Annotated in this window: 10 protein-coding genes; 7 read left to right on the plus strand and 3 right to left on the minus strand. The window is 69.6% G+C overall.

Annotated elements, in window-relative coordinates; genetic code table 11:
- The coding region (locus tag EQG76_RS04500; RefSeq protein WP_200840553.1) for an efflux RND transporter permease subunit at positions 1–2044 on the plus strand (2044 nt) is incomplete at its 5' end.
- 19 nt (positions 2045–2063) lie between these two features.
- Here EQG76_RS04500 and EQG76_RS04505 read toward each other — a convergent pair.
- On the minus strand, positions 2064–2309 hold the full coding sequence (locus EQG76_RS04505) for a hypothetical protein (RefSeq protein WP_159710977.1): 246 nt from the start codon (positions 2307–2309) through the stop codon (positions 2064–2066).
- A 98-nt stretch (positions 2310–2407) separates the two neighbouring features.
- Here EQG76_RS04505 and EQG76_RS04510 point away from each other — a divergent pair, with 98 nt between their 5' ends.
- Complete coding sequence (locus EQG76_RS04510; RefSeq protein ID WP_159710979.1) at positions 2408–2593, plus strand: DUF3553 domain-containing protein; 186 nt, start codon at positions 2408–2410, stop codon at positions 2591–2593.
- Positions 2590–4431: a transglycosylase domain-containing protein gene (locus tag EQG76_RS04515; RefSeq protein ID WP_159710981.1), complete on the plus strand. Its 1842-nt coding sequence runs from the start codon at positions 2590–2592 to the stop codon at positions 4429–4431. Before EQG76_RS04510 ends, EQG76_RS04515 begins: the two co-directional genes overlap by 4 nt.
- On the opposite strand, the gene EQG76_RS04520 is transcribed toward EQG76_RS04515, so the two are convergent.
- Complete coding sequence (locus tag EQG76_RS04520) at positions 4432–5067, minus strand: TetR/AcrR family transcriptional regulator (RefSeq protein ID WP_159710983.1); 636 nt, start codon at positions 5065–5067, stop codon at positions 4432–4434.
- A gap of 152 nt (positions 5068–5219) precedes the next feature.
- Between EQG76_RS04520 and EQG76_RS04525 the strand changes: the two genes are divergently transcribed.
- The 4 genes from EQG76_RS04525 (at position 5220) to EQG76_RS04540 (ending at position 11470) form a co-directional block, all read left to right on the plus strand.
- The gene (locus EQG76_RS04525; RefSeq protein WP_159710985.1) at positions 5220–6419 is read left to right on the plus strand and encodes an efflux RND transporter periplasmic adaptor subunit; all 1200 of its coding nucleotides are present in this window, start codon (positions 5220–5222) and stop codon (positions 6417–6419) included.
- 6 nt (positions 6420–6425) lie between these two features.
- Positions 6426–9560, plus strand: coding sequence for an efflux RND transporter permease subunit (locus tag EQG76_RS04530; protein WP_159710987.1), 3135 nt, complete (start codon positions 6426–6428; stop codon positions 9558–9560).
- A gap of 168 nt (positions 9561–9728) precedes the next feature.
- Complete coding sequence (locus tag EQG76_RS04535; RefSeq protein ID WP_159710989.1) at positions 9729–10649, plus strand: 3-hydroxyacyl-CoA dehydrogenase NAD-binding domain-containing protein; 921 nt, start codon at positions 9729–9731, stop codon at positions 10647–10649.
- Positions 10646–11470 (plus strand): BKACE family enzyme, encoded by an 825-nt coding sequence (locus EQG76_RS04540; protein ID WP_159710991.1) that lies wholly within the window; start codon positions 10646–10648, stop codon positions 11468–11470. Before EQG76_RS04535 ends, EQG76_RS04540 begins: the two co-directional genes overlap by 4 nt.
- 82 nt (positions 11471–11552) lie before the next feature.
- Here the strand turns inward: EQG76_RS04540 and EQG76_RS04545 are convergent.
- Positions 11553–12191: PepSY-associated TM helix domain-containing protein (locus EQG76_RS04545; protein WP_235031205.1), on the minus strand; the 639-nt coding region annotated here is incomplete at its 5' end.

Consider the following 12191-nt stretch of genomic DNA (forward strand, 5'->3'; position numbering starts at 1 on the left):
CTTCGTGTTCCTGAAGGACCCGCGCGCCACGATCATCCCGGCGCTCAGCCTGCCGGTCTCGGTGATCGGCACGTTCGGTGTGATGGCGCTGCTGGGCTACTCGATCAACAACATGACCCTGCTGGCCCTCACTTTGTGCGTGGGCTTCGTGGTCGACGACGCGATCGTGGTGCTGGAGAACATCGTCCGCCATGTCGAGGAGGGCATGGGGGTCTTCCAGGCAGCACTCAAGGGCTCGGCCGAGATCGGCTTCACCATCGTCTCGATGACCGTCTCGCTGGTCGCGGTGTTCATCCCGGTGCTGTTCATGGGCGGCGTGGTCGGGCGGGTGTTCCGCGAGTTCGCGGTGACCATCTCGGTGGCAATCCTGATCTCCGGCTTCGTCTCGCTCACCTTGATCCCGATGCTCTGCTCGCGCTTCCTCAAGCCGCACGACCCGGATGCAGGGCGGGGCAACCTGTTCGCCCGAGCTGCCGACTGGCTGGTCGACGGCATGACCGGCATCTACCGGTGGACCCTGGACGTGGTGCTGCGCCACCAGTTCCTCACCCTCCTGGCGACCTTCGGCACGTTGGCCTACGCTATCCATCTCTATGTCGCGGTGCCCAAGGGCTTCTTCCCGATCGAGGACACTGGCTTTCTGTCGGTGGTGACCGAGGCCCGGCCCGACATCGGCTTCGACGCGATGGTCGAGCAGCAGCGCCGGGTCGCCGAGATCGTGGCCGCCGATCCGGCGGTAGCCTACTTCAACTCGCGGGTGGGCGGCGACCAGCTCAATTCGGGCCGGATGTTCATCGCCCTGAAGAGCCGGGACGAGGGGCGCACCGAATCGATCCAGGACATCGCGGCGCGGCTGCGCCAGGCGACCAGCACGGTGCCCGGGATGAAGACCTTCTTCATCCCGGTCCAGAACATCAATATCGGCGGGCGCTCGTCCAACAGCCAGTACCAGTACACGCTCCAGGCCGCCGAGCTCTCGACGCTGATCGAGACCGTGCCGCAGCTGGTTGAGGTGATGTCCGGGCTGCCCGAGATCCAGGACGTGTCGAGCGACCTCGAGGTGACCAACCCGCAGCTGCGGATCGAGGTCGACGAGGACCGGGCGGCCGCCATCGGAGTGCGCTCCGACCAGATCCGCTCGGCCCTCTACGACGCGTTCGGCACGCGCGAGGTCGGCACGATCTACACCAGCACCGACAGCTACCCGATCATCCTGGAATCCGGCCGGGAACAGCAGGACGACCCCTCCATCCTGGGCCGGGTGTTCGTGAAGTCCACCGACGGCGACAGCGTGCCGCTCTCGGCGGTGACCAGGACCACGCGGGAGGCGGGGCCGCTCGCGGTCAATCGCCAGTCGCAGCAGCCTGCCGCCACCATCTCCTTCAACCTGGCGCCCGGCTATGCGCTGAGCGACGCGGTGAGCGCCATCGAGCGGGCGCGCGCCGAGGGCGAGATCGCCCCGCAGGTGGTCGGCGGCTTCTCCGGCACCGCCCAGGCCTTCCAGGACGGGCTCGCCAACCAGCCGATCCTGCTGCTGGCGGCGATCCTCACGATCTACATCGTGCTGGGCATCCTTTATGAGAGCTTCGTCCACCCGATCACCATCCTGGCCGGCCTGCCGTCCGCGGGGATCGGTGCCATCTGGGCGCTGACCTGGCTGGACATGGACCTTTCGGTGATCGCGGTGATCGGCATCGTGATGCTGATCGGCATCGTGAAGAAGAACGCGATCATGATCGTCGACGTGGCGCTGGACGAGCGGCGTGCCGGCGCCCCGCCGGTCACCGCGGTGCGCACGGCCTGCCTGCGGCGCTTCCGCCCGATCATGATGACCACGTTCGCCGCGATCTTCGGCGCCCTGCCGATCGCACTTGGCCTGGGGGCCGGTGCCGAGCTGCGCCAGCCGCTGGGCGTCGCGGTGGTGGGCGGCCTCGCCGTCTCGCAACTGGTCACCCTCTACATCACGCCGGTGGTCTGGCTCTACCTGGAGCGGCTGGCCACGCGCCGTGGCCGGGGACGGGAGTCCCTGGCGGCACCCGCCTAAACCGCCGGCAGATCCGGCCTCAGCCATGCAGCGGCCGCGCGGCGTGGCCGGCCGCGATACGGGCGTGGCGGAACGCGAGCAGGTCGATCACCTCGGCACCCTCCGCACCGAGGAAATCCCCCAATATGTTGGGCAGGGGCGACGCCGCGGCCGGGGCCAGCAGTGCCGCCGCCGGCAAATCCACGCCATGTGTCGGCGGGGCCACGGCAAGGCGCGCGTTCCCTTGATAGGATCGCCACCAGCGGGGCTTCAGGACATCCAGCATTCCGTTCCTCGACCAACCTGTCCGTCTGACGCGCAGCATGAGGCCGGCTGGTTAATGTTCGATGAAGACCGGACCGCCTTGGCTGGAAGAACGGACGCATGGACCTGTCGATCGTGCCCGGTGCGCTGGTGCGGCATCCTCGTGAGCCCGACTGGGGCCTGGGCATGGTCCAGAGCGTGATCGGTCACCGGGTCACGGTGAACTTCGAGCATCGCGGCAAGGTTACGATCGACCTGCGCCATGTGACGCTCGAGCCGGTCCGCCCGGATCCCCCCAGGCGATGAGCCGACGCGCGTCGGCCGGGCTCGCACCGGCCGCCCGAACTGCCCGCAGCCGCCGGGTGGTGCGGCCGCCCACGCCAGCGCCGCCCATGCCGGTCCGCCGCCGGCCGGGCAGCCCCGAACGCGCGGCCCCGCCTCGTCCAGGCTGGCGCCGCCGCCTGGTTCTGCTCCTGCTGCTCCTACCGCTGCTGGCCGTAGCGCTGCTGGCGGCGGATGCGGCCCTGCTCGCTTCAGGGGTTACCCGGCCGGCACGGACGGCCGCCGTAACCCTCTTGGACCGGCGGGGCGTGCCGCTGACTACGCTCGGCGACGGGTTTGCCCGGCCGCTGACACTGGACCAGGTGGCAAGGCCCATGATCGATGCGATCGTCGCAATCGAGGACCGGCGCTTCTTCGCGCATGACGGCATCGACCCGACCGGCGTGATGCGGGCAGCATTACGCAACCTCGCCGCCGGACGGATCAGCGAGGGCGGCAGCACGATCACCCAGCAACTCGCCAAGCTGGCCTTCCTCACGCCGGAGCGCAGCTTCCTGCGCAAGCTGCGCGAGGCGGCCCTGGCGCTGTGGCTGGACGCGACCCTGAGCAAGAAGGAGATCCTGGCGGCCTATCTGGACCGGATCTATCTGGGATCCGGCGTGACCGGCATCCGGGCCGCCGCGCGCCGCTATTTTGCGGTGGAGGCCGCAGCGCTCGACCTGCCGCAGGCAGCGCTGCTGGCTGGCCTGGTCAAGGCGCCCTCGCGGTTGGACCCCGGCCGCAATGCCGATGCCGCGCAGGCTCGCGCCGGGGTGGTGCTCCAGGCCATGGCCGCCACCGGCGCCATCAGCCAGCATGAGGCGGATGCCGCGCGCGCCAGACCGGCCCGGATCCTGGCCCCAGGCTATGCCGATCCGACCCTGCGCACGCTGGCCGAGCGCGCCCGGCGGCAGATGACGGGGGCGCTGGTCGCCACCACGACGCTGGATGCCGGCCTCAGCCGGCGGGCCAGGCAGGCACTCCTGGCCGGGCTGGCGGAGGCGCGGCGCGGCGCCACGGCCGGGGCAATGCTGGTGCTCTCGGCGCAGGGCGAGGTGCTGGCCGCGGCTTCGGTTCCTGGATCGGTGGGTGGGCTGGACCGGGCAGGCCAAGTCCGTCGACAGCCGGGCTCGGCGTTCAAGCCGGTCCTGTTCGCTGCTGCACTGGAAGCCGGCTACCGGCCCGACCAGCCGATCCCGACCGAGGCGCCGGTGATCGATGGCTGGCGGCCGCGCAACATGGTGGCCCTGCCAGGGCCGGAAGTGACGCTTGCCGAAGCGATGGCCCTGTCGGTGAACACCGCCGCAGTGCGGCTCGGCATGGCGATCGGCCTGGACGAGGTGATCGCCATGGCGCGCCGGCTGGGCATCGCCTCGGACCTGCCGGCCGTGCCCTCGCTGCTCCTGGGCAGTGCCGAGCTGGGCATGCCGGAACTCGCCGCGGCCTATGCAGCCATGACGGGGGATGGCCGCCTGCGCATGCCGGTCTGGCTGCGCGGCATTCGCGACGAGGCTGGGCACCAGGAGACGCCCGCCGCACCGGCGCCGGTGCGCGCCCTGCAGCCGCAGACGGCGGCGACCATGCGCGCGCTCCTCGCCGAGGCGATGCAGCACGGCACCGGCAAGGCGGCGGCGATCCCGGGCGGGTTCGGCAAGACCGGCACCAGTTCCGACTTCCGCGATGCCTGGTTCGTCGGCGGCACGGGGAACGGCACGATCGTCGCGGTCTGGGTCGGCAACGACGATCGCACGCCGATGGGTGGGGAAACTGGCGGTGGTCTGCCGGCAAGGATCTTTCGCGCGTTCGTGACCGGGGCGCCCTGATCAGGTCCGCTCGTGCAGGATCCAGCGGATCATGTCGCGTACGATGCGCACCATGCGCTCGCGGTCCAGCGAGGGGTTGCGGATCGCGCGCACCGGGATTCCCTGGAACAGGGTGAACAGGCTCTCGACCCGATCCTCCATGTCCGGCACGGCGGCCGGATCGGCACCACCCATGGCCTTGGCCAGCATCTCGCGCATGCGGGCACGCACCACCGCGTCCGAGGCCTGGACTACCTCGGCCACCTTGGGATTGCGCGCCGCCTCGGCCAGCACCTCAAGCATCAAGGCGGTGCTGGCCAGGTCCATGCAGCTGTCCACGCCCCGCGCCGCCTCGTCCACCAGCGCGTCGGCCAGCGGCGCGGCACTGCCTTCGACCTGATCGAGCAGAGCTAGAACCTCCTCTTGCTGGCTCTCGACGATCGCGATGATGATCGCTTCCTTGCTCTGAAAGTAATGGTAGATGTGGCCGACGCTCATGCCGGCGCTCTTGGCGATCTCGGCCATGCTGGCATTATGGAAGCCGTGGCGGCAGAAGCAATGCGTGGCCCCTTGCAGGACCTGCTGCCGGCGTGATTCGTTGCGGGTCCGCTCGAGGCAGCTCCGCTCGGCAATCCCATCTCGTTCCACCTGGGGCACCGACCCTTTCTCTCCAGCCTTGCAGCAACTTGACGCTGCTCTGCAGCATTCTTAGAATGAACGCTCATTCTAGACAAGCGATGGCCCTACCGTTGATGCCTCGCCCCGAGGTTCCGGTACGACTGCGCGGTCGATCTCGTCGGAGTTTGCGCATGCGGAATATTCTCGGCCGGATCCCGGCCGGCCTCTTGCTCGCCGGCATCCTGGTGCTGACTGGTTGCGAGCAGGAAGAGGCAGGTGGCGCGCAGACCGACGCGGGGCCGCCGCCGCCCACGCCCGTGACGGTGGTGACGCTGACGACGCAGCCCGTGGACATCACCACCGTGCTGCCCGGGCGCGCTTCCCCCTACCAGATCGCCGAGGTCCGCCCGCAGGTCACTGGGATCCTGCAGGAGCGGCTGTTCCGCGAGGGCGCCGACGTGGAAAAGGGCGAGCCGCTCTACCGAATCGACCCGGCCGTCTACCAGGCGGCCTACGAGACGGCGAAGGCGGAGCTGGCCCAGGCGGAAGCGGCCAGGGTGTCCGCGCAGAACCGGGCGCGGCGCAACGAGGAGCTGGTGCGCACCAACGCGGTCAGCCGGGCCGCCTATGACGACGCCACCGCGGCCCTGGGCGAGGCCAATGCCGCGGTCGAGGCGCGCCGGGCGGCCCTGGCGGCTGCTGAGATCAACCTCAACTACACGACGGTCCGAGCACCGATCGCCGGCCGGACCGGCCGGTCCGCGTTCACCGCGGGCGCGCTGGTCACGGCCAACCAGCCCGAGCTGCTGACCACCATCCACCAGCTCGACCCGATCTATGTCGACGTGACCCAGGCCAGCGCTGACCTCTTGAAGCTGCGGCGTGCGGTCGAGGACGGGCGCTACCAGCGGGTCGAGCCGGGCAAGGCCGAGGTCGAGCTCACGCTGGAGGACGGCACGACCTATGCGCATCCCGGCACGCTCGAGTTCGCCGACGTGGCGGTCAGCGAGAGCACCGGTGCGGTGACCCTGCGCGCCCTGTTCCCCAACCCGGACAACGTCATCCTGCCCGGCATGTTCGTGCGCGCGGCGATCAAGGCCGGCGTGGACCCGGAGGGCATCCTGATACCGCAGCGGGCAGTCACGCGCGACCCCAAGGGCCGGGCGACCACGCTCGTGGTCCTGCCGGACAACAAGGTCGAGCAGCGCATCATCGTGGTGGACCGCTCGGTCGGCGACAGCTGGCTGGTTTCCGAGGGCGTGAAGGCAGGCGAGCGGGTGATCGTCGAGGGCGTGCAGAAGGTACGCCCGGGCGCCGAGGTGGCGCCGACCGAGCAGCAGGCGAATTCGGTGGCCGATGCGTCCGGCGACGACCAGGCGATCCGGAGGTAAGGCAGAGTGGCCCGCTATTTCATCGACAGGCCGATCTTCGCCTGGGTGCTCGCCATCGTCGTGATGATGGCGGGCGTGCTCGCCATCTGGACGCTGCCGATCGCCCAGTACCCGGCGATCGCGCCGCCATCCGTGTCGATCACCGCGAACTATCCCGGCGCCTCGGCCAAGGTGGTCGAGGATTCGGTCACCCAGGTGATCGAGCAGCGCATGAAGGGCATCGACGGCCTGCGCTACATGTCGGCGACCAGCAGCTCGTCGGGGCAGGTGCAGATCACCCTGACCTTCGAGCCGGGCACCGATGCCGACATCGCGCAGGTCCAGGTCCAGAACAAGCTGGCGCTGGCCACCCCGCTCCTCCCTGAGCAGGTGCAGCGCCAGGGCGTGCAGGTGGCCAAGGCGTCGAGCAGCTTCCTGATGGTGGTCGGCCTGGTGGCGGCCGAGGGCACTGATTACGACCAGACCGACATCGCGGACTACATCGCCTCCAACATCCAGGACCCGATCTCCCGGGTCAGCGGTGTCGGCGAGGTGCAGCTGTTCGGCGCGCAGTACTCGATGCGGGTCTGGCTCGACCCGCGCAAGCTGGTGGATTTCGGCCTCACCCCCCAGGACGTCATCCAGGCGATCCGCGCGCAGAACGCCCAGGTGGCCGCGGGCCAGCTGGGTGGCCTGCCGGCCACGGAGGGCCAGGAGCTCAACGCCACCATCACCGCGCAGTCCCTCCTCCAGACCCCGGAGCAGTTCCAGCAGATCTTCCTGCGCACGCTGGAGGACGGCTCGACCATCCGGCTGGGCGACGTCGCCCGGGTCGAGATCGGGGCGGAGAACTACGAGACGGCGGCCAAGTATAACGGCCGCCCGTCGACCGGACTCGCCATCCAGCTGGCCGCGGGCGCCAACGCGCTGGAAACGGCCGAGGCGGTGCGCGCCAGGGTGGCCGAGCTGGAGACCTTCCTGCCGCCCGGCCTGGAGGTCATCATCCCCTACGACACGACCCCGTTCGTGAAGGTCTCGATCGAGAGCGTGGTGCACACGCTGATCGAGGCGGTCGTGCTCGTCTTCCTGGTGATGTACCTGTTCCTGCAGAACCTGCGCGCGACGCTGATCCCGACCATCGCGGTGCCGGTGGTGCTGCTCGGCACGTTCGCGATCCTGCAGGCCGCGGGCTTCTCCATCAACGTGCTCACCATGTTCGCCATGGTGCTGGCGATCGGCCTGCTGGTCGACGACGCCATCGTCGTGGTCGAGAATGTCGAGCGCGTGATGCACGACGAGAAGTTGCCGCCCAAGGAGGCGACCCGGCGCTCGATGGACCAGATCACCGGGGCCCTGATCGGCATCGGCCTGGTGCTGTCGGCGGTGTTCATCCCGATGGCCTTCTTCGGCGGCTCGACTGGCGTGATCTACCGGCAGTTCTCGATCACCATCGTCTCGGCGATGGCGCTCTCGGTGCTGACCGCGCTGATCCTGACTCCCGCCCTGTGCGCCACCATCCTGAAGCCCTCCCATCCGCCCAGGCGCGGCCCGTTCGCCTGGTTCAACCGCGGCTTCGAGAAGACCACCCACGGCTATGTCGGCCTAGTCGGCTACATCGCCCGGCGCGCGACGCGCTTCCTGGTCGTCTACCTGATCCTGGCGATCGGCGTCGGCTACCTGTTCGTGCGCCTGCCCACCGCGTTCCTGCCGGACGAGGACCAGGGCATCATGTTCGTGCAGGCGCAGCTTCCGGTGGGCGCCACACAGGACCGCACCTGGGAGGTGCTGGACCAGGTCGAGCGCTACTTCCTGGAGGACGAGGGCAACTCGGTCGCCTCGATCTTCACGGTCGCCGGCTTCAGCTTCTCGGGTTCGGGGCAGAACGCGGGCATCGGCTTCGTGCTGCTCAAGGACTGGAGCGAGCGCGAGGACCCGTCCCAGCACGTGGCGGCGATCGCGGGGCGGGCCATGGGCGCCTTCTCCCAGATCAAGGACGCCATGGTGTTCGCGTTCGCGCCGCCGGCCGTGCTGGAGCTGGGCAATGCCACCGGCTTCGACGTGCAGCTCCAGGATCGCGCCGGCCTCGGCCATGACGCGCTGATGGAGGCGCGCAACCAGTTCCTGGGCCTGGCCGCGCAGAACCCGAACCTGGTCGCGGTGCGGCCGAACGGCATGGAGGACCAGCCCGAGTACCGGATCGAGATCGACCACCACAAGGTGGGCGCGCTCAGCCTGTCGATCGAGGACGTGAACGACGCCCTGACCACCGCCTGGGGCGGCACCTACGTCAACGACTTCCTGGACCGCGGCCGGATCAAGCGGGTCTACGTGCAGGCCGATGCGCCGGCGCGCATGATGCCCGAGGACCTGGACCTCTGGTACGTGCGCAACAGCCAGGGCGAGATGGTACCGTTCTCGGCGTTCGCCAGCGCCTACTGGGCCTACGGCTCGCCCAGGCTGGAGCGCTATAACGGCCAGCCCTCGGTCGAGATCCTGGGCCAGCCGGCCCCCGGCTTCAGCTCGGGTGCTGCCATGGAAGAGGTCGAGAAGATCATGGCGCAGCTCCCCGATGGCTTCGGCTACGAGTGGACCGGCATCTCCGACCAGGAGCGCGCGGCCGGCTCGCAGGCGCCGCTGCTCTACGCGATCTCGATCCTGGTGGTCTTCCTGTGCCTCGCCGCCCTCTACGAGAGCTGGTCGATCCCGTTCTCGGTGATGCTGGTGGTGCCGCTGGGCGTGCTGGGCGCGCTCTCGGCAGCGATGCTGATGGGGCTGTCCAACGACGTGTTCTTCCAGGTCGGCCTGCTCACCACGATCGGGCTGTCGGCGAAGAACGCCATCCTGATCGTGGAGTTCGCCAAGGACCTGAACGAGGCGGGCAAGAGCCTGATGGATGCGACGCTGGAAGCGGCCAGGATGCGGCTGCGCCCGATCCTGATGACCTCGCTGGCGTTCGGCCTGGGCGTCACCCCGCTGGCGATCTCGTCCGGCGCGGGCTCGGGCGGCCAGAACGCGATCGGCATCGGCGTGCTGGGCGGCGTGATCGCGGCGACCTTCCTGGGCATCCTGTTCGTGCCGATGTTCTTCGTGGCGGTGCGCAAGATGTTCGGCAAGAAGGAGCAGCTGGAGGCGCACCGGCCGGAAGGCGTGCCGGCGGAATAGCCACAAGGCCTCGGTCGTCATCATGGGCGGCGCCTCCGGCGGGGGCGCCGCCCTTTTTCCTGGCACCTTCTTCACCGCGGCCGACGGTCCGGACAGCGGCTTTTGCCTGGACCCTCCCCCCTGACCGCGCCACTTGTGCCGCCACGGCATCCAGAGGGAGAGGAGCAGATGGCGCAGCCTGCCGGCCGCCATGTCGCGGTGATCGGCTTCGGGACGGTCGGGGTCGGCTGGACCGCGCTGTTCCTGGCGAACGGCCATGACGTCACCGTCCACGATCCGGCGGTGGCGGACCTGGCCGAGCTGGAGGCGAAGCTGGCCCCCTGCCTCGATAGCCTGCGCCGGCTCGGCCGCAGCGGCACGGGTCGGCTGGCCCTGGCGGACTCCGTCGAGGCCGCGGCGGCGCAAGCCTTCTTCATCCAGGAGAACGCGCCGGAGCGGATCGAGCTGAAGGTCGACCTCCTGCGCCGGCTGGACCTGGCGGCCCCGGCGGAAGCGGTCATCGCCAGCAGCACCTCCTCTTTGCTCTGGAGCGAACTCACCGCCGGCTGCGAGAGGGCCCAGCGGGTGATCGTCGCCCATCCGTTCAACCCGCCGCACTTGGTCCCGCTGGTCGAGCTGTATGGCAGCGATGCCGGCTGCCTGGACGCCGCGCAGGCCTTCTATGCCGGGCTCGGCATGCGGCCGGTCCGGCTGCAGAAGGAGATGCGCGGGCACATCGCCAACCGGCTGTCCTCCGCGCTCTACCGAGAGGCGGTGCATCTCGTGGAAGAAGGCGTGGCCTCGGTCGAGGAGATCGACCAGGCCCTGCGCGACGGGCCCGGCCTGCGCTGGGCGGTGGTGGGCGCCCATCTGGCCTATCACCTGGGCGGCGGCCAGGGGGGTATTCGGCACTATCTGGACCATCTGGGCCCGAGCCAGGAGCGGCGCTGGCAGGATTTAGGTCAGCCGCGGCTGACGCCCGAACTCAAGGCGAAGCTGGTCGAGGGCGTGCTGGCCGAGGCGGGTGGCCGGTCGATCGCGGAGCTGGAGGCGGAACGGGACGCAGCCCTGGTTGCACTGCGCCTGGCCCGGGCGGAGGCCGGCCAATGACTGCCCGTCCGCCGGTCGCCATTGCGGTGGCGCCGAATGGCGCCCGGCTGCGCAAGGCCGACCATCCGGCCCTGCCGATTACGCCCGAGGAGCTGGCGCATACCGCGACCGCCTGCCTGGCGGCCGGTGCCGCGATGATCCACCTGCACGCCCGGGACGAGCAGGAGGGTCACTCGCTGGACCCGGGCTTGGTCCGCGCCTGTGTCGCTGCGGTCGAGGCGGCGGTGGGCGACCGGCTGGTCATTCAGGTCACCACCGAGGCGGTCGGGCTCTACCCGCCGGAAGCGCAGATGGCGCTGGTCCGGGCGGTGCGGCCGGAAGCGGCGTCGGTGGCGCTGCGCGAGCTGGTGCCCGATCCGGCCGCCGAGCCGGAGGCGGCGAAGTTCTACGCCTGGTGCCAGGAGGCCGGCATCTGGCTGCAGCACATCCTCTACGACCGTGCCGACGTGCTGCGGCTGAAGGGTCTGGTGGCACGTGGCGTGGTGCCGGAGGAGCGGCCATCAGTGCTCTACGTGCTGGGCCGCTACAGCGAGGGCCAGCGCTCCGCCCCGGCGGACCTGCTGCCCTTCCTCCAGGCGGCCGACCCGGTCTGGCCCTGGATGGCCTGCGCCTTCGGCGCCCAGGAGCTGGATTGCCTGATGGCCGGGGCACTGCTGGGCGGGGACCTGCGGATCGGCTTCGAGAACAACCGGCTGGCGCCCGATGGCACACCCGCTCGGTCCAACGAGGCGCAGGTAGCGGGTGCGGCTTCGGTGCTGGCCGGCCTAGGCCGGCGCCCGGCCAGCGCGGCCGAGCTGCGCCAGAAATACCTAAATCTTTGATCTAGAACGGTTCCTCGGGTTCAGTGTGCAGAATGCATATGCGCACCATGCCCGTGGACCGGTCAGCCGGTTCGACCTCCCATTATCGCATTGCGGCGGCTTGGCGGGAAGCTGCCGGTATGGCCCGCCAGCGGGCGATCGCCAGCCAGAGCTGGTCCAGCACCAGCATGGCCAGGATGGTCAGCCCGGTCAGCGGGAACACCGCGCCCAGGGCCAGCACCAGCACGGTGACGCCCACCGCGATCCGCCGGTTCGCCGGCCAAGCGGGCGCGCCCATGCCGCCGGCCGGGCGGCGCTTCCACCACATCACCGCCGCCGATACCGCCATCAGCACGATCGCGACGCAGACCAGCGCCATGACGATCTTGTTGGCCAAGCCGAACTCCTGGCCCATGTGGACATTGATGCCCCACTCGATCGCCTTGCCACCCAGGCCGTAATCCTTGAAGCCGACATCGATGATGCTCTCGCCGGTGTACTGGTCGAGATGGATCACTCGCTCGAAGTCGAGATCGTCCGGATAGACTGAGCCGGTATAGACGCCGTCCACCTGGCTTGGCAGGGCGACGGCATAACCGGTGGCCAAGCCCATCGCGTCGAGGGTGCTGACCGCCCGGTTCAGCCCGATCGGGGGCGGCAGCGTGTCCGCGGCGACAGAGGGGGTCGGGGCTGCCGCAGCACCATGATGATGGTCGCTCACGATGGGTGAGGTCGGCACCGG

This window comes from Geminicoccus flavidas (assembly GCF_009806515.1).
GTDB lineage: Bacteria > Pseudomonadota > Alphaproteobacteria > Geminicoccales > Geminicoccaceae > Geminicoccus > Geminicoccus flavidus.